Genomic DNA, 18689 nt, shown 5'->3' on the forward strand with positions numbered 1-18689 from the left:
GATAACTCAAAAGAGGTGTTTTAATGAAAATTTTAAATGTATTCGCATTTTCCCCTTTTTCTAGCGGGGGGTTGAGAAAATCACGTTGGCTGAAAAGTTTGATGCTAGGTTTGATGACTGTCGGTTTGACCATGGCAATTCCGGCGAGCGCTTCTTTTCAAGTTCAGGTGAAGCCGTCTTCTCCGCAGTTAGGGGATACGGTTTCGGTGACTTTAAATGCAACGGGAAATACACCGAGTTCTAACCCTACTGTGGTATTAAATGGTAAAACTTATCCGATGTTTCCTCTCAGTGGAAATCGTTATCGAGCGTTAATCCCCACAATACCGTTAGATCAGCCCGGAACTCGACAACTCCAAGTCAGTGACGGAACTCAACAGCAGAGTCTCACCGTACAAGTGCGCGATCGCAGTTTCCCTACCCAGTCTATTTGGCTGTCAGACGATAAGAACAGCATTCAGGGGACTGATTTTGAATTTGACCGAGTGGATGCCTTCAAAGCGTTAGTCACGCCGGAAAAATACTGGAATGGGCCGTTTATGCGACCGAGTGAGGGTTATGTGAGTACCATTTATGGGGTGCGTCGCTATTACAACGGTGAATTTGCTGAAGATTATTACCATCGAGGTGTTGACTATGCGGCGGGTACGGGTTCTCCGGTAATGGCGCCGGCGGCGGGTCGGATCGCGTTGGTGGGGTTAGAGTCTCAAGGTTTTGAACTACACGGGAATACGGTGGGGATTGATCATGGTCAAGGAGTTAGCAGTATTTTGATTCATCTCAGTCGGGTTGATGTCAAAGAAGGGGATATGGTGAAAGCTGGTCAAGTGATCGGTGGAGTGGGTTCGACGGGCATTTCCACCGGGCCGCATTTGCACTGGGGGTTATATGTTCACGCTCAAGCGGTTGATCCGGTACCTTGGCGATATGAAGGGGTAGAGTAGGAGAAGATACTGAGGAGTTATTGTGATTCGCAGATGCTCGCTTCTAATTAAGAATCTTAACGCGATCGTAGAAAATGTTTTGATAAAATAGGGTTAATCGCAATGACGACCCCCGCAGCCATTTTCAATGGGTTTCCCCGTCGTTAATCACGGGGCAATTGGCTGGTAGTCGTTAATTGTTTGGGGTTCATGGGTATAGCCCGTCAGGAACTCTGAACCCCGAAAATTGAAGATTTCAGGGTACGGGCTGGTTGGGTAATTCTTGATAAACTCATCCGATGAAGTTAATTAGTTTTGCACTTCGCCGACAGTTAACGTTCCGAATTTAAAACAAAAGCTTAAGTCAAGTTGAAGTGGAACGGGGCGATCGCTTTAGCTTTTTTTTATATCCAAAATAGTGACTGGGAAATCTGGCATCATCTGCCGAGCAAACGTTTAGAAAAAGAATATTTGCTGAAGCTTTCCCGAGGTTTTGGTTTAGCCAATCATAAATTAAGACTGACTCGACTCTACCCCTGGCAGCGACCTTTGATGATTTTACTAACTCCTTTATATTTGCTGTCCGATGGTTATAAACTGGCTTATTATTACTTACGTTATCGCCATGAATTTGATTCAGACTTAACGAAAGCTTGCGAGTTACAAGCAAGAATTGGTCGGTTTATCAGTCCTTTTGTGAGAGCTTAATCCGTTTAATTTACCTACATTTTATCAAAAAAAGTGACTAAATTAAAAGTTTTACTGGTGCCGGATTACTTAACTTGGATTCTGGGAACTTGGGCGAAACAAATTGTCCGAGTCGGAAGCCAACACGATTATTATTTTTTCTCCCAACAGATGTTACCCTACCATCAAAAAGAGTGGGAATCTTTAATCAAAATAGTCGATATAGTTCACGTTTTAAGCGACTTTGATTTTGATAAATTGACTCTACCCGATCCTCTCCCCTTAGTCGGTTCTATCCATCACGTTACCAATTGGCCTAAGCTAATTGCGATCGCAGAAAAAAGCGATGCAATTATGATGGTTGCCAACGAATGGAAAGAATTTGTTTGTCAACAGGGAGTGTCCGAAGAGAAGTTATTTTTGTTTAATAATGGGGTGGAACAATCTAAGTTTTATCCTCTGAACAACCGCTTAAAAGCCCGGAAACAATTGGGGATAAATTCCGAGACTCCCCTGATCGGATACAGTGCCAAATATACCAGCAATACTGATGGAAGAAAAGGGGTAAATATTCTCTTAAAAGCCTTAGAAAAGTTGGGAAATCAAGGAGAACAATTCGGAGTTTTAATCACGGGACCGGGTTGGGATAAAGTGGTTAAGGAAATTAAAAGTTATGGGATTAATCAGGTCTATTATTTCCCTTTTCTGCCCGATAGATTAATGCCAATTTGTTATAATGCTCTCGACCTTTATGTGGTCACCTCAAAAGTTGAAGGCGGGCCGGTTCCGGTGTTAAATTGTATGGCTTGTGGTGTTCCGGTCGTCACCACACCGGTCGGAATTGTTAAAGATTATCTAGAAGATGGTGTCAACGGTTTAATAGTACCAAAAGACGATGCAGAAGCGACGGCTAATGCTATTTCTCGTCTGTTAAAATCGGAGGACTTACGCGAACAATTAGCGAAAGCGGGTCTGGAAACTGTTAATAATTATTTGACTTGGGATAAAACATTGGCGGGAATTGAAGATTTGTATCAACGAGTCTGGGAAGCAAAAGCCGATAAAAAAGAACCCGCAAAAACCAATATAAACCCGGTGCAACAGAGGGAAAGGGCGTTAAAAATCGATTCTTATTTGTGGAATTTAAAATTGGCGGCCAAAGGTCATCCCCTAGAAGGTTTGCGCGGCATCATGGAAGGAGGTTTGGCAGTGGCGGTGAGCGAAACTCCGAGACTGGCGATCGCAGAAATTCCCAAGTTGTTCAAGGGGAAGGGTTGACTTCCTCTGTGGGGTTGAGGGGCTAGCTGGCCGAACCCCGAACCAAAACCCAAAACCTAAAATCCAACCCTAATCGGCATTTCAGAACTTTTTTTGCGAAAGGGGTTGCACAAAAGCCTAGAGTGTGTGTTATGCTAGCTAGCGTTGAAGTAATAACAAACCGTACAGGAAAAAAGGAGGTGATGCCCATGATTGATAGTAGTAAACGCATGGGTCACCTGATTGGAAAATGCCGGCTGTGCGCCGGAGCTGACAATTAGAGTCAGGCTAGTTTCCCTCTGGAGCTACGGATGTTCTAGAAGGACTGGCTGCACTCAAGAGTTCTTCCGGCAGTCAGGTTCCAATTCAGATGACCCGCTAGACCGCTCTTATCCTTAAAATGCTAAAGCTTAGTGCTGAGGCTATTCCGGGTAAGAGCGGATAGTTATTTTAGGGGTAATAAACCTCAGTAGTTAAGAGGAGAGAGCTTGAATATGTCTGAAGTCTTAAAAGAAACTCAAGTCAAGGAAATGGCGACTCAGGTTCCTGACTGGAAGGTTGAAGGAAAAGAATTAAAGCAAGTGATGACATTTAAGGATTTTGTCACTGCAATGGATTTTGTGAACAAGTTGATTGAACCGGCTGAAGCAGCAGGACATCATCCAGATATTGCCATTTCTTACAACAAAGTAACGATTAGTTTAACTTCCCATGATGCGGGTGGTTTAACCGAAAAAGATTTTGCAATGGCGAAGCAAATTTCTAGTCTGAAGTAAATCTTTAGTTCTACTTGAAAACTTGAACACGCTAAGAAAACCTCACAAAAAATTCTGGTGGGGGTTTTCTCTGATTTGGGTTAAAATCTAAGCCAATTGAGATATTCTCTACAAAGTCTCTACATTTGGTCAAAAATAACGGATAATAGGAGGAGAGTAGTGTTGCAGTCTGAGCAACTCGATCTGATGTGATGACCGCTGTTCAGCATCTACGAACCCTATGATTTTTCAGAATCCAGAATATTTAAAAGAGTTAGCCGAACAAGCAGAGTTAATTGAAAAGCTATTAGATATCGGCGCCGCTTTATCAAGTACCCAAAACTTGAGTACCCTACTCAATTTGATTTTAGCCAAGAGTCGGGAAATTACTTGTAGTGATGCGGGTAGTGTTTATTTAGTAGACTCCACCGACAATACTCCGAAGTTATTGTTTAAAGTCGCTCAAAATGTATCCCTTCCTAACCTGTCGTTTCGAGAGTTTGCAATTCCCCTCACCGATAGGAGTTTGGCGGGCTATGTGGCGTTAACTGGGGAAAGCTTGAATATTCCCGATGCGTATCAGTTACCCCCCGACAAGCCTTATCGCCTCGATAGCAGTTTTGATCGCGATATTAGCTACCTGACTCGTTCAGTATTGGTTCTTCCGATGCAAAACCGTCAGGGAGAAACGATGGGAGTGCTTCAGTTGATCAACCGCAAAGTTAGATCCGATGTGACGTTGGTGCCTGAAAATACTCTGGAAATGACTCAACCCTATGGAGAATGGGAAGAACAAATTTTGCGAAGTCTGGCTTCTCAGGCGGCAATTTCGATAGAACGCAATCTCCTCCAAGATAGTATTGAATCCCTTTTTGAAGGATTTGTCAAGGCATCAGTCCAAGTCATTGAACAACGAGATCCCTGCACTTTTGGTCATTCTGAACGGGTTGCTCAGTTAACCGTTCGTTTAGCCGAAGAAATTAATACGACGACAACCGGTTCTTTAGCGGAGATTAACTTTAGCGATCGCCAAATTCAAGAAATCCGTTATGCTGCATTATTGCATGATTTTGGCAAAATTGGGGTTCCTGAAGCGATTTTAACCAAGTCTAAAAAGTTATATCCTCACCAGTTAGAAGTGATTCGTCAACGTTTTGCATTAGCAAGGCGAACTCTCGAATGGGAATGCACTCAAGCCAAATATGAACTATTGCTGAACAATAGCAATCAAAAATCAACACAGACTGAAGGTAAATCTTCTTGCACAATTGAACAGTTAGACGCGAATTTAAGCCAAGCAATTCAGCAGTTAAACGATTGCTGGAATTTACTTTTAGAAGCAAATGAACCCCAAGTTACCGAAAGAAAACCCTTAGAGAAACTCTCAGAATTGACTCAGATAGTGTATCGGGATATTGACGGGGAAACAAAGCCTTTAATTACTCCCGAAGAAATGAACTTGCTGTTAGTTAAACAGGGAAATCTGACTCCAGAAGAACGGTTAGTTATCGAGTCTCATGTAACCCATACTTACAAATTTTTAGAGAAAATTCCCTGGACAAAAGACCTAAAAGATGTTCCTCAAATCGCCTATGGACACCATGAAAAACTTGATGGTACCGGCTATCCTTTAAAATTAAAACAAGCGGAAATTTCGACGCAATCGCAGATGATGGCAATTGCAGATATTTATGATGCGCTAACAGCCGGAGACAAGCCTTATCAGCATGGATTACCAACGATAACAGCTTTAAAAATTCTCCGCAAAGAAGCCGATCAAAACAAAGTTAATCTAGATATTCTAACACTTTTTGAGCAACGTCAGGTTTATCAAGTGATTGGACATAGTTTAGATGTGGTAATGAAATTGGCGTAAAAAACGGGTAGATAATAAAGAGATAAAATTGAGTTTAAATATTGTCGTTCAGGGTGGAAAAATTGTGATGAAATAGAATAAATTAGCTTTAAAAAATAAGGAGATTAGGATGACGGCGGAAACAGGAATCGGATGTGATCAAAACCCTGTATTATTTAGTAAACTCGCTCGATTTTTACTCCTATTTTGCTCATCTTCCATATTTTTAGGTCTAAGTTCTAGTCGCATTTTAGCTGAAGATGCAGATACGTTAGAACAACTCCAACGTTACAGTCAAGAAGGACGCAAAAACACTTCATTAACTCAAGTCACTTCGGTTTCCCAACTATCCGATGTTTACCCCACCGACTGGGCGTTTCAAGCGTTACAATCTTTAGTCGAACGGTTTGGCTGTATTGCAGGTTATCCCGATGGGACTTTTCGCGGAAATCGTTCCTTAACTCGCTACGAATTTGCAAGCGGTTTAAATGCTTGTTTAGAACGAATTAACGAGTTATTAAATGCCGCCGTAGAGGGGAGTTTAACTGAAAATGAATTTATCGCTTTACAACGCTTACAAAACGAATTTGCGGCTGAGTTGAGTTTACTTCGAGGTCAAATTACAGACTTAGAAGAACGCACCGAAGTTTTAGTCACTCGTCAATTTTCAACGACAACAAAACTCACGGGAGAAGCAATTTTTGCGGTAACACAAGCTTTTGGGGATGATATTGCTTTTCAAGGGACCGAAGAAAACCGTAACCAAGTTGTTTTTCAAAATCGAGTTCGTCTCAATTTTAACACCAGTTTTACAGGTCAAGATTTACTCCTGACTCGCCTACAAATGGGAAACGCCCAACTGTTTGATTTAGGGTTTACTCGTCAAGGAACACAAACCTTTAATTTTCGTGGAGATACAGAAAGTAAAGTTGAGTTAGAACGATTATATTATCAGTTTCCAATTAACAATCAACTTCAATTAACTTTAGCCGCAAAAGGGGTAACTTGGGATGATTTTGTTCCGACTGTTAACCCCTATTTAGACAACTTTGATGGTGGAAATGGGAGTTTAAGTACCTTTGGTCAACGTAACCCAATTTATCGCATCGGTGCGGGTCGCGGAATGGGTTTGCATTATCGCTTTAATGAACAATTTTTAAATGGAATTTTTGGGTCAACTTCGGTTTCTGTGGGTTATCTTTCTGCAAATGCGGGAGATGCGAGTCAGGGAAATGGTTTGTTTAATGGAGATTATGCAACTTTAGCCCAAATTACAGTAACGCCAAGAGATAATTTACAGTTTGCTTTGACTTATAATCATGCGTATTCAACGCCGGGAAATTTTGGCTTTGATAATGGTTTAAGAAATGGTTTAGTGGTTGACCGAAATAGAGGTAATATTGATGGAAATGCAATTAATGGTGTAACTGGGAGTGGAATTGCGAATTCTATTTTAGGCTTAAGTGAGGGAATTAATTCAGGGGGAATTGCTTCGGGGGTTGTGAGTAATTCCTATGGTTTACAAGCTTCATGGCGAATTAATCGTAAAATTGTTTTAAGTGGTTGGGGAGGTTATACTGATGCGAGAGTGATTAATATTGGTGATGGTCAAATTTGGAATTTTGCGGTAACATTGGCTTTACCCGATTTATTTAAAGAGGGAAGTTTGGGGGGAATTGTTGTCGGTCGAGAACCCTATTTGAATGATATTGATGCGCCGGATGAATTAACATTCGAGTTTCCCAATGACCAATCTTGGCATCTTGAAGCGTTTTATCGCTATCCGGTAAATGATAAAATTTCGATTACTCCGGGTATTATTTTTATTACAAACCCCAACCAAGATAGCCACAATGATAATATTTTGATTGGGACCTTAAGAACAACGTTTTCTTTTTAGATAAATCAGCGGGACTTACTCCCACTGATTTTCAAGAGGCTAGCCTCCTTACCTCGGGTTAACTGATTTTACCAATTATGTGATGGGTGTTGAAACAAGGATCACTGGGGAGATCCAGGTGGCACTGAGATACACACCCTTACCCTGGTTAACAGCTTGCATTAATACCAATTGTACTGATACATATGCTGCAACGATAGCAACTAACGAAGCTAGTGTCCCACCAGATGCAGCAATTAGGGAGCCACCATAAGCCATGAATGCAGCAAAAACATCTGATACCTTGGAGAACTCTTTCATAACAGCTTCGGGGATGACAAAATGATAGCCCCACCAAAATGCGGCAGCAGTAATAACTGGCCCGGCAGCGACATCCAAGGTTTCACCCAGTCGAATATTCTCTGTCGTAGTTTCAGTTGGCGGGGCTTCCAACCCAGCCTTTTCTAAACTGGCACAAATACCCTCAGCAACCTTCTCACGAAACTTTAAATCCTGTTGCAACTTATTTTCAAATACTTGAGAGACAGCTTCAAAACCATTATCGAGATTCAGTGCATTAGTCATAATCGTTATCCTTTGATAAATAGAGTGTTTTGGGAAATGCAAAGTTTAGCTTTTTTACTAACCCTTTTGCTGTTTATTAATATCAATACTATCCTTTTAATTATGGATGTGTAATGAACTATTTTTAGGTTATTATTCAAGTAATTGTTAATTATTTTTAGGCGGTTTTAATTGATTTATACCTATATAAACTGTAGTGTATTCAGCCATAATAAATGTGTAAATGTGAAAAGTATTAATGTTAAAAAAATCATCAAAAAGCAGCAGCAAGTAACTGCCGAAACAATTACTTACTACTACAATAATTCACAAATCGGTCAATCTACTTTTTTTAACGTCTGCGAGCAGTCTGATAATCAATATCGAGGCGTTGCAATTCACGGACAACTTCGTCGAGTCCCACTTTGTTGATGTAAGACTTTAATACTTTACCATTTCCTTTGAAAGCAACAGCGTGACCTCGTTTAACTGATTTTAAGATATTATGCCGATATCCAGCATTGCCATAAGCGCATTTGATTCCATAGTTAAATAGGGCGCAATTATTCCGGTCTAGAGAACGTTCGGCACTTCGGATATCTTCGGATGACATATAAAACACGTCGGGTTGATCCGGATCGGCAATGCTGTTTTGTGTTGGAGGTTGAGCTTGAGCGGGATTACTCGCAGTTAATCCTATTCCTCCTAACATCGAAACCAAAACTGCACCACTAAACAAAGCACGGCGTAGATTCATTTTTTTTGTCGTTAAGTTCATCATGTTCTCCTTTACATACAGAGTTGAATTGAAAGATTAGCTTAATTGCTAATACTTGATTTGTTTCTTACTATCAATCATATTCTTTTCTAAGTAGATTGATAATTAACTATTTTTAGGTCTTCATAACTTTTTGAGAGATTATTCGCTTTATTCTTTCAGTTGTGAGAAATGTATCTTGTCAACTTAATTACTGTTCAACTTTCGAGATAAACTCCAGTTTAATTCAGAAATATCCGGATTCAAGCCTGTTTTTTTGTAACGGATTGAGACTCAGGTTTTACCACAATCAACCGACCTGTATTGGAATCTCGATAGGTGGTAAAAGGATTATTTTTTAAAGGCTTTTTGGGGCAATCTTGTTGCTGTCTTTTTCTCCAAGCGTGGGGAGTATTGTGATGATAATTACGAAACTGAGAGTAAAAATGGTTGAGATTTTGATAACCTATTTTAAAAGCAATCTTTTCAATAGAATTATCGGTTTCTAACAGCAAGCGTCTTGCTTCTGCTATCCGGCGTTCGACAATCCAATTATTCACCGTTTTTCCGGTCAGTCTTCGCACTAAGTCGGTTAAGTAAGCCGAAGAATAACCAACGGCTTGAGCAACTTCTTTGAGTTTAATACTTTGATGATAATTCAATTCTATGAACTCGAAGATATCACGCAGTCGGGGAATGGATGGAAATATTGACTGGAGAATATTTGATTCTTGACTTTCGGTGGGAGTAGAGAATTCCTCATATGCTAGAGGACTATTATCACTTACTAAAATATTAGTCATTTTCTCTCCTGATATTTAAGATAAATTTGGGTTTGCTCTACTGTTTACTCGCTTACGAGCAACCCTCTTTATCTGAAACACGACAGAGTTGTAACAAAACTTTATAATAAGTCAACACGCTCCGTGCTTCTATGACGAACGCCTAGCAGTTGACTACTTATGATCACCCATTCCATCACAGAGGCGCTTATCGCGGTCGCTCATATTGGGATTGGTTTTCAGATAGTCTCGCACCCAATCACAACCCAACTCTAGTAGCCTTTCTATACCTAAATTTTCCTGCCAATTCCATAAAATTACAGTTTTGTCCTTACTTGCTGAAGCCAGCGTCTTGCCATCAGGGCTGAAAGCGATTGCGCTAACTGCATCCCGATGACCTGTGAGAGTTTTGATTAAGGTGCCGTCAGTTTTCCAAAGTTTGATTGTTTGATCGTTACTGGCTGTGGCAATGATTTCACCGTCGGGGCTAAATGCAACTGCACGAACAGCCTGGGTATGTCCAGTCAGGGTGTTGTGGGGACGAGATGAAAACTCACCACTGGCTTGACGTTTCCAGAGTTTGATGGTTTGATCATTACTGGCTGCGGCAATGATTTCACCGTCGGGGCTAAACGCAACTGCACGAACAGCCTGGGTATGTCCAGTCAGGGTGTTGTTGGGGCGAGATGAAAACTCACCTGCGGCTTCTCGTTTCCAGAGTTTGACTGTTTGATCGTCGCTGGCTGTGGCAATGATCTGACCCTCAGGGCTAAACGCAACTGCACGAACAGCCTGGGTATGTCCAGAGAGGGTTGTGTCGGGACGAGATGAAAACTCACCACTGGCTTGGCGTTTCCAAAGTTTAACAGTTCCATCATCACTCGCCGCCGCAATAACTTGACTGTCAGGACTAAAACTGACTCCGACAAATTTACCACTATGCCTTTCAAGAGGTTTGATTAAGATGCCATCTGACTTCCAAAGTCTGACATACTGGTCTCCACTTGCTGTGGCAATGATTTGACCCTCAGGGCTAAAATCTATTCCGACAACTGGGCCATCATGCCATTCCCCAGTTTTCAGCAATGTACCTTCTCGGTTCCAAAGTGTAACCGTTCCATACCCACTGGTTGTCGCAATCTGGCGACCATCAGGACTAAAACGGACTGCATAAATCTGACTTCCCGGTTTAAGGGCGGGCATTGGGGGTTGGTTTGGTTTCCAAAGTTTGATAGTACCATCATCACTAGCAGAGGCAATCATACTACCCTGACGGCTGAAAGCGACTGCCAGAACCACATTCCTATGCCCTTGCAGAGTATTGACTAAAGTGCCATCTAATTTCCAGAGTTTGACCGTCCTATCACTACCCGCAGTTGCAATGATCTCACCGTTTGGACTGAAACTTACTCCCCAAACTCCATCTTTGTCTCCAGAGAAAGTCGTTGCTAAGGTGCCATCTACCTGATGGATGTAGACACTGCCGTTTGCAGTCCCCGTGGCAATTATCTGACTATTGGGGCTAAAACTGACGGTGTTAATTGCATCTGCACCTAACAGGGTGTGGGTGATGGAAGTCCCATCTTTTTTCCAGAGACGCAATGCTCCATGCCAACCTCCTGAAGCAATCATCTTACCATCGGGGCTAAAAGCAACTGTTAACTGAAAATCAAGATTACTATTTTTTTGGTCTTCTAGGGTTTTGAGCAAAGTGCCGTCTTGTCTCCAGAGTTGCACAGCCCCTTGCCCACTTGCTGCATCCCCACTTGCTGTGGCAATGATTTGGCTATCAGGGCTGAAAGCTAGGGCAACAACTGTATACTTGTGTCCTTCAAGCCTGTTAAGCATCTTACCATTTAGATTCCAGAGCGTAACAGTTTTCCCACTTGCTGTGGCAATTATTTTGCTGTCTGGGCTGAAAGCAACGGCTGAAATATTTTTCAAATTATTTAGCCAAGGTCTATTCAGTAAGCTACCGTCTGGCTGCCAGAATTTAACTGTCCCGTCCCAACTGACAGTAGCCATCATTTCACCATCTGGGCGGAAAGCTACGGTTTGTACCCCACTTCTATGTCCTTCTAAGTGGTTGTAGTTTTTGATTCTGTAAAGCAGATTTTGTAGGGTATTGATAACAGTTGTCCGAGTATCTGTTTTGACCCAAGGCAATTTTCGCAATTGCTGACCCGACCTAATTGCTGCGGTGAGTGCTTCTAACTCCTGATGGGAGGCAAATAACGCTTCTGAGGATGCACTGGTCGTGGTGATTTGGCTGATGATTGCATTCTGCCATTGCCACCCAGCCACCCCAGCCAAACTCAAGGCTACAACTAAGCCACCAGATAGTCCCCAAATTGTTAATTGTCGTCTGCGTTTTTGTTTTTTACTTTCACACTTTTTAAGTTCCCCACTCAACTTAATAAAACACTTCTCATCGGAACTCAATTCTAAAAAGCGTTTGCTGTACCAATCTTCGGCATCAAAAAGCGGTTTTCCTCGCAACAAAGCCCCTTCATCACAATTACTACTCTCCCAAGTTCGCATTGCCGCCCGCAACTGTTCTTGCCAGTACCGAAAATCCCGGTCTTGCTGCATCCACTGTTGCAACTTTCCCCAACGGCGAATTAACGCTTCGTGGACGATTTCTACCGTTTCCGAACTCGTTTTCTCGTCGTATCCCGTCACCACCAAACGGGCATCGGCCAAGCGAGTCACCAAAGCCCAATTTTCCTCGCCCACTTCCCCCCGGGTGGCGATACGGCGGGTGTCTTCGGTACCTTCCCCCGGATGGACGAGTTGGATAAAAATTCGCTGCGCCCGTTCTTGTTCCTCAAAGTTGAGTTGCTGATAGGCTTCATCGGCAAAATGGGCTAGTGCAGCTTCTACCCCGCCAATTTCCTCGTAAGCGGCATGGGTCAACCGGGCATCTTGCTGTTTGGCCCACAGTTGGGTCAAAGCAAATTCCAACAGCGGCAAATCCCCGGGTTCGGCGCTCACCGCAGAAACTATCCGTTCTGTGAGTCCCTGTTCGATGGTTACTCCCAACAACGCCGCAGGCTTTTCTACGGCATCTTGCAGTTCGGAGTGGGTCATGGAACCCAGTTTTAAGTCCGCGTACTGCAAGGCATCGGCAAAGGGGCGATAAGACAGCGCTTGTCCGAGAAAATCGGCCCTCAACGTGATTACAAAACTAAAATTTCGGCAATTATAAATTGCTGACAATAATCTATCTAAAAAAACGTTGCGCTCTTGGGTATCTCTGCACAGGGTATACAGTTCTTCAAATTGGTCGGCAATTAGCAACAAACGCTGGTTTGGGTCAACACAAAGGATATCATCAATCACATCCCGCAACCCATTTTCACAGTCTTTTAAATCGGCAGCCAGGTTTCTAATCGAACGCAACCGTTCGGCGCGGCTTAGGTGGGTTTCTTTTTGAGAAACAAGGGCAGTGGCGAGGGCAAACAAAGGTCTTGAACCCGGACGAAAGTCAACGATTTGCCAGTTTCCTGCATTCCGCAAGCGGTTCACCAAACCCGCAAATACTACACTAGATTTACCACTCCCACTCGAACCTATCACCGCAACTAAGGGTTGATGTTGTACGGCTTCTACCAACATTTTGATCAAAGATTCTCGGCCAAAAAATAAATGGGCGTCTTCTTCTCGAAAGGCAAATAAACCTCGGTAGGGACTGATTTTAGTCGGACGACGACCTAAGTCTAACCAGCACGGGGGAGTCGTTCCGGCATTTTGATAAATTACGGGCAACCAAGAAGCGCAGGGATATTTATCTTCGAGACCGTGCAACTTTAATCGGGCTTCTTTTACGGCTTGATATAAGGGTTGACCAACATTGGCAAAACCCAGGAGAAAATGCTTTAAAAAAACCTGTGCCGCTTCATCGGGTACGGGTTCTCGCATGACAATAATTTGCGGAATTTGTAGCGCTTCTAATTCCGATACTAATCCCAACCCATCGCAGGAATTAAAAATTGCCAAAGCTAATCCATTGTTTACCGCTTGTCTCAAGCCGTATTTTAGGTCATCAATGGTTAAGTATTCCTGATTTTCATTGATGTAGATTCGACCGCTATCTCCCACCGTTTGGCTGTGACCCGCAAAAAACAAAATATCCCAGTGTTTTGACCACAAAGAGTCATTAATTTCCTGACGTCGGGGCTGTACCAAAAAAGTGACCTCCGCATCGGGTAAACTGTTGAGCAAGCTTCGGTCTGTTTCTACATCAATACCCCTGCTGTTTCCCAAAATTGCCAGAATTTTGACTTTTTCTCTGTAGGTTGGCGTTTTTGCTGTTATTGGTTTTTGATAATTAGTTGCACTCAAAGCGAGTTCAGCCTGGGGATATTCTTCTAACAAATCCCACAAATGCCAGGGGATTTGTCGCAACTGCTGGCTGGATGTGCGAACCAATACCCGCACGGATTCTTTTTGTTGTAATTCCTTTAACCAAGTCTCGCGGATGGGGCGAAAAGATTCTGAATGCAGCCAATTATTTAATTGTTTTTGTAACGCATGAGCGGAATTTTTGCAGTCTTTATATTTGTGGGTAATGGAACCTGAGTAGCTCACTTTTTTCGCTTTCAGAGCGCGAGTAGAACTCCCCAAACTCCGATAATTTGACCGCCACTGGTCAATTTTTGTCTGCAATTGTTCTATGGGGGGTAAATTTCCAGTGACTTCTTGATGAGGGCTAGCACCTTCATTAGCGATTGAAAATGTTACCCGAACCCCCTGCTGTAAATCGCCATCAAGCTTTAAAGTCACTAATTTGGTCATAGGCGATATTAAAATTGAGTGAATGCTAGAGTTTAAACTTGTTAACATAATAGCTCATTAGTCATTTAGTCAATAGTCACATAAATGAGTGACAGACAGCAGACTACTGGTATTGTTATAATGTTAGCCGCTGGAATTCACAACATAAAATTCTCTGTAATAGTAATATCTTTCCAGACTATTTTCACGCCAAAACTATCGCCGACAGAGGCGTTAAATTCCAGGGAAATTTTTGGGTTATCGTTTTTAGTTAAGGCTTCCATCACGGCAGTTTCTTCCTCGTCTAAAATCATAATCCCTAGAGAAGGTGGTAGGTATTCTTGACCGTTTGTTGGGTGTAACTCTACAATAATGTTTATTTCGTCGAATTCGTTTTCGTCCGGGCTAACCTTGACAACTATTCCGACCGATGCGCCATTATCTTTGATTCCCAAATTAATCAATTTAGCCCGAGAAACCGAGTTGATTTCCCTTTCGTCATGGCTTCTAAATTGCCAAGCGATTTGTTGAGAAAATATGGATTCTATTGGCAACCAATTGGATTCATAAATATTCTCCAACCATTGTTTTAAATTAACGGTTTCTTGACGATTTAATTGATTATTTTTTAATTCCAACTGTTCGAGGTAATCTAAGAAAAACTCCAAAGGTTGTAGTTGATTAATCGGAAACTCATCAATTGATATTTCCTTGACAAACCCCAACAAATTCGCCGATTGCAAAGATTGATTGATTTGCACAACGACATAACCAATTCGGTTGGATTGAACTTCCGGTGGCACACAAACAAACTCTGCATCTTCTAACACCGGACGACATTCTAATTTGCCGTAATTTTTAATCAATAAATCGGCGACATCTGTTAGCGTTTGTTCTACCGGATTCCAACTGTCACTTGCTTCTAAGTCTGTTTCAAATCCCATACACTCCAGATAGAACTTTACGAAAAATACGGACAAAGTATTCAGCAGAACTTGCTGACTTTTTTCGGGCGTGGCTTGCTGTCTTGCTCTTTTTTCTGCGACCCTAACAGCTTGGGTTGATATCGGCCCTGTAAATGTAGAAAACGTTAACATATTGCCCCTATTTTTTCCTCTAATTTAACAGTCTAATTCAAATTTTTCAAACCACACAAGTCTCTCAATTCCTGGCGAAATTTTTCTAAGTTTCTTTGATAAAAGTTACTTAAAGTCGCTACGGGAATATTGAAGTCATCTGAAATGTCTTTCCAAGATACGCCCGACCATCTTTTCATCGCGATTTCTCGAAAATTGACCTCGGGATATTTTTTGATGTATGCTTGTCTAAAAATTCCTTTCGGGTCGATTTCAATATATCGTCTGATTTTTTGAAAAGTCCGGATATAATCATCCTCGTCTTCCCTCTCCTTAGTTGCCAAGTCTTCTAGATTTTCTAAAATAGAACTTTCTAGGTTAATTTCATTGGCTGTACCAATCACTTTGGGAATAGCTTCTCGAAAAAAGCGTCTACTTAATAACATATTCACCCAAGTCATAAATTTTCCCCGTTGCGGATCATATTTGTCAATATTTTTGCAGATATACAAAAAAAGATTCTGCACGGCTTCCTGATAAATATCTTCATAGACTCCTTGAAATTGACCTTGATATGGGCGAGTGAGTTGGCGGGAACGGTAAATTGTATCAATGAGTTTTGATACAATTATCCGTCTAGCAGTTGTATCTATTGGATGCTGTTGGACTTCCAGAGCTAGCGCTTGAAGCTGTTGCTCGTTCATACATTTATTTCTGAGAATTTTATCCTCTGATTACTATCGGATGCTTCCTGGGGCTGTTATCCAAATTGTTTGCCAAAGTTTACAAAAATTTACAATAGGCGGTTTTGTGAGCGATTACCTCTCTAAACGAGTGGCCATTGAAGAAATATTCCGAGACTTGAAAAAGCGGTGTGACTGGGTTAGGGGCAGATGAAATTTTTGATTTTCACAGAAGATAGAAACGCTATATTTCTAAACTTCTCTTCAAATTAAGATTTTTTGGACGGCAATACAGGTAATGTAAACCAAAATGATACTCCTGAATTATTGCTAGGAATGACTCCAATTTCACCGCCATGACCATTAATAATTTGACGACATAAATATAAACCTAAACCCAATCCTTTGATTTTTCCAACGTTTTTCCCGCGTTTGTAGAGTTCAAAAAGTTTCTCGGATTCTTCGGGGTTGATGCCCACTCCATTATCAGAAATGGTGTATTTTATCCATTGATTACAACTCTTTATTTTTGCTTTTTTGTCAGAAATTATTTCCGTAGATAACGTTAAACTTAATCCCGGAATATTGTATTTAATCGCATTAGAAAACAAGTTATCAAAGACTCGCCAAAGTTGAGTAGAGTCGGCTTGAACTTGAGGTAAACTTGACGGCAGTGTATGATTTAAACCCACTTTATTTTTATCAAAAATAGGTTGCCATTCCGTGATTAATTGTTGAGTGAAAGTCACCAAGTCTAGGGGTTGACAATTCAGAGAGATTCCTTGTAAATCTGTATCACTGGTTTCGACTAAAGAGTTGAGAAGATTGAGTTGGCGATCGCAACTATTCGCCATTTGTTCTAAAATATTAGTATTAACGGTTAAACTTGAGGGAGAGTCTGAAGACTTTTTAGACAGTAAATTATTCAGAATCATTAACATTCCGGTAACAGGATTGCGTAAATCGTGAGAAACTGCATGGATATAAACTCGTAATGCAGACTCAATTTTCTGTCGTTCTTTAATTTCTTGTTGGAGTTTTTGGTTTTGTTCTCGAAGTTGTTTTTGTTGATTCCGTAAGGTAATTTGAGTTCTGACTCGTACTAACACTTCTTGCACTTGAAAAGGTTTTGTGATATAGTCAACCCCACCGACATCAAACGCAAAAACTTTATCCATTGTATCGTTAAGCGCACTGAGAAAAATAATCGGAATATCACGAGTTGAGTCTAAACTTTTGAGATGTTTCGCAATTTGATAACCGTTCATTTCCGGCATCAGAATATCGAGTAAAATCAAATCAGGAGATTGGGCTTCTATCGCTTTTAACGCTTGTTTGCCATTGGTGGCTTTACGAACTTTATAGCTTTGTTCTTCTAACATCGAAGACAGCAATCGTAAATTTTCAGGAGTATCATCCACAATTAAAATATCAGCTTGTTGCACTGAAGACTGAATCATATTTGTACCCCTAATTTTTGATGCTGGATCAATTCTGAAAACCTGAACAGGAAGAATGCTATCATTCAGGGATAGCCCCAATTTTCCCCGAAATCGGATTGAGGCAAACGCGAATCAAATTTTTTCAACGGTAACATTTTTTCGGTCATTGGCTATTGTAGCGAGAATGAAGCGAGGGGGAACAGATTTTTCTACAATAGTAAAGAAGTCCATCTATCTCGTATAAATCAATGTCAGGGCTATCTGTATCCTCTTTTGCCCAGCCCCAATCCCTTGAACAGTCCCTCAAGCACTTTTTTGGTTACGACTCCTTCCGTCCGGGACAACGAGAAATTATTGAACAAGCCCTCCAAAGGCGAGATTTGCTGATTGTCATGCCGACTGGGGGGGGAAAATCCTTGTGCTTTCAGTTACCTGCGCTTTTGAAACCCGGAATAACAGTGGTCGTCTCACCTCTGATTGCTTTGATGCAAGATCAAGTGATTGCGCTGGAGGATAATGGGATTGCAGCAAATTTTCTTAATAGTACACTTTTACCCGAGGAATTGCGATCGCGGGAAGCAGCAATTTTGAAAGGAAAAATAAAACTGGTTTATGTTGCTCCTGAACGACTTTTAGGCGAACGATTTTTATCTTTTTTAGATGTAGTCAATACTCAAGTGGGAATCTCAGCTTTTGCGATTGATGAGGCTCATTGTGTTTCGGAATGGGGTCATGATTTTCGGCCAGAATATCGACAATTAAAAAAGTTACGACATCGTTATCCTCAGATTCCCATGATGGCGTTAACGGCGACGGCAACTCCCCGAGTTCGAGAGGATATTATTGAACAGCTTGCTTTAAATGAACCTTTAATTCATATTGCGAGTTTTTTACGTCCCAATCTTTATTATGAAGTCATTCCTAAACATACTCACAGTTTTAAGCAATTGTTGAAGATTATTCAGCAAGCGGGCGGTTCAGGAATTATTTACTGTCTGACCCGCAAACGAGTCGAATATTTAGCGTTTAAATTGCGAGAAAAGGGGATTCCTTGTTTACCCTATCATGGCGGATTACCCGATGAAGAACGCCGCGAAAATCAAATTCGTTTTATTCGAGATGATGTCGAAGTCATGGTCGCAACAGTGGCGTTTGGGATGGGGATTAATAAGCCAGATGTTCGTTTTGTGGTTCATTATGATCTCTCCCGAACTTTAGAAAGTTATTATCAAGAAGCCGGACGAGCCGGACGA

At 41.5% G+C, this 18689-nt stretch carries 14 protein-coding genes; 7 read left to right on the forward strand and 7 right to left on the reverse strand.

The window, feature by feature from the left end; all coding sequences use genetic code 11:
* Window positions 1-23: 23 nt before the first annotated feature.
* The 6 genes from L8106_RS14505 to L8106_RS14530 all read left to right on the forward strand — a co-directional run bounded on the left by L8106_RS14505 (window position 24) and on the right by L8106_RS14530 (window position 7377).
* Entirely contained in the window at window positions 24-944 is a 921-nt protein-coding gene (locus tag L8106_RS14505; RefSeq protein ID WP_009785084.1) for a M23 family metallopeptidase, read from the forward strand.
* A 348-nt stretch (window positions 945-1292) separates the two neighbouring features.
* The gene (locus L8106_RS14510) at window positions 1293-1631 is read left to right on the forward strand and encodes a hypothetical protein (protein ID WP_009785085.1); all 339 of its coding nucleotides are present in this window, start codon (window positions 1293-1295) and stop codon (window positions 1629-1631) included.
* A gap of 33 nt (window positions 1632-1664) precedes the next feature.
* Window positions 1665-2888, forward strand: coding sequence for a glycosyltransferase family 4 protein (locus tag L8106_RS14515; RefSeq protein ID WP_009785086.1), 1224 nt, complete (start codon window positions 1665-1667; stop codon window positions 2886-2888).
* A 473-nt stretch (window positions 2889-3361) separates the two neighbouring features.
* Window positions 3362-3643: a 4a-hydroxytetrahydrobiopterin dehydratase gene (locus L8106_RS14520; RefSeq protein ID WP_009785087.1), complete on the forward strand. Its 282-nt coding sequence runs from the start codon at window positions 3362-3364 to the stop codon at window positions 3641-3643.
* 220 nt (window positions 3644-3863) lie between these two features.
* On the forward strand, window positions 3864-5498 hold the full coding sequence (locus L8106_RS14525) for an HD-GYP domain-containing protein (RefSeq protein ID WP_009785088.1): 1635 nt from the start codon (window positions 3864-3866) through the stop codon (window positions 5496-5498).
* Between the two features lie 109 nt (window positions 5499-5607).
* Window positions 5608-7377 (forward strand): iron uptake porin, encoded by a 1770-nt coding sequence (locus L8106_RS14530; protein ID WP_009785089.1) that lies wholly within the window; start codon window positions 5608-5610, stop codon window positions 7375-7377.
* Between the two features lie 75 nt (window positions 7378-7452).
* Here L8106_RS14530 and L8106_RS14535 read toward each other — a convergent pair whose 3' ends face one another.
* The 7 genes from L8106_RS14535 to L8106_RS14565 all read right to left on the reverse strand — a co-directional run bounded on the left by L8106_RS14535 (window position 7453) and on the right by L8106_RS14565 (window position 17454).
* A complete protein-coding gene (locus L8106_RS14535; RefSeq protein ID WP_009785090.1) occupies window positions 7453-7941 on the reverse strand; it encodes a hypothetical protein in 489 nt (162 codons plus the stop codon).
* A 331-nt stretch (window positions 7942-8272) separates the two neighbouring features.
* Window positions 8273-8677 (reverse strand): hypothetical protein, encoded by a 405-nt coding sequence (locus tag L8106_RS14540; protein WP_198012948.1) that lies wholly within the window; start codon window positions 8675-8677, stop codon window positions 8273-8275.
* 263 nt (window positions 8678-8940) lie between these two features.
* Window positions 8941-9480 carry an AraC family transcriptional regulator gene (locus L8106_RS14545; protein WP_009785092.1) on the reverse strand — a complete coding sequence of 180 codons (540 nt, stop codon included), beginning with the start codon at window positions 9478-9480 and terminating at the stop codon, window positions 8941-8943.
* A gap of 153 nt (window positions 9481-9633) precedes the next feature.
* Window positions 9634-14256, reverse strand: a complete 4623-nt coding sequence (locus L8106_RS14550) for a CHAT domain-containing protein (RefSeq protein ID WP_009785093.1) — start codon at window positions 14254-14256, stop codon at window positions 9634-9636.
* 137 nt (window positions 14257-14393) lie between these two features.
* Window positions 14394-15332, reverse strand: coding sequence for a DUF1822 family protein (locus L8106_RS14555; protein WP_039896350.1), 939 nt, complete (start codon window positions 15330-15332; stop codon window positions 14394-14396).
* A 32-nt stretch (window positions 15333-15364) separates the two neighbouring features.
* Complete coding sequence (locus L8106_RS14560) at window positions 15365-16015, reverse strand: hypothetical protein (protein WP_009785095.1); 651 nt, start codon at window positions 16013-16015, stop codon at window positions 15365-15367.
* Between the two features lie 248 nt (window positions 16016-16263).
* Entirely contained in the window at window positions 16264-17454 is a 1191-nt protein-coding gene (locus L8106_RS14565) for a hybrid sensor histidine kinase/response regulator (RefSeq protein ID WP_009785096.1), read from the reverse strand.
* A 230-nt stretch (window positions 17455-17684) separates the two neighbouring features.
* Here L8106_RS14565 and L8106_RS14570 point away from each other — a divergent pair.
* Window positions 17685-18689 (forward strand): ATP-dependent DNA helicase RecQ (locus tag L8106_RS14570; protein WP_009785097.1); only part of this gene is annotated, 1005 nt, incomplete at its 3' end.

The sequence above is a fragment of the Lyngbya sp. PCC 8106 genome (assembly GCF_000169095.1).
GTDB lineage: Bacteria > Cyanobacteriota > Cyanobacteriia > Cyanobacteriales > Microcoleaceae > Capilliphycus.

What these genes read in the sequence shown, in the direction of transcription:
- L8106_RS14535 (WP_009785090.1), bottom strand. Translation starts at nt 7,941, where the DNA reads ATGACTAATGCACTGAATCTCGATAATGGTTTTGAAGCTGTCTCTCAA.
- L8106_RS14545 (WP_009785092.1), bottom strand. Translation starts at nt 9,480, where the DNA reads ATGACTAATATTTTAGTAAGTGATAATAGTCCTCTAGCATATGAGGAA.
- L8106_RS14530 (WP_009785089.1), top strand. Translation starts at nt 5,608, where the DNA reads ATGACGGCGGAAACAGGAATCGGATGTGATCAAAACCCTGTATTATTT.
- L8106_RS14520 (WP_009785087.1), top strand. Translation starts at nt 3,362, where the DNA reads ATGTCTGAAGTCTTAAAAGAAACTCAAGTCAAGGAAATGGCGACTCAG.
- L8106_RS14540 (WP_198012948.1), bottom strand. Translation starts at nt 8,677, where the DNA reads ATGAATCTACGCCGTGCTTTGTTTAGTGGTGCAGTTTTGGTTTCGATG.
- L8106_RS14550 (WP_009785093.1), bottom strand. Translation starts at nt 14,256, where the DNA reads ATGACCAAATTAGTGACTTTAAAGCTTGATGGCGATTTACAGCAGGGG.
- L8106_RS14565 (WP_009785096.1), bottom strand. Translation starts at nt 17,454, where the DNA reads ATGATTCAGTCTTCAGTGCAACAAGCTGATATTTTAATTGTGGATGAT.
- L8106_RS14525 (WP_009785088.1), top strand. Translation starts at nt 3,864, where the DNA reads ATGATTTTTCAGAATCCAGAATATTTAAAAGAGTTAGCCGAACAAGCA.
- L8106_RS14505 (WP_009785084.1), top strand. Translation starts at nt 24, where the DNA reads ATGAAAATTTTAAATGTATTCGCATTTTCCCCTTTTTCTAGCGGGGGG.
- L8106_RS14560 (WP_009785095.1), bottom strand. Translation starts at nt 16,015, where the DNA reads ATGAACGAGCAACAGCTTCAAGCGCTAGCTCTGGAAGTCCAACAGCAT.
- L8106_RS14555 (WP_039896350.1), bottom strand. Translation starts at nt 15,332, where the DNA reads ATGTTAACGTTTTCTACATTTACAGGGCCGATATCAACCCAAGCTGTT.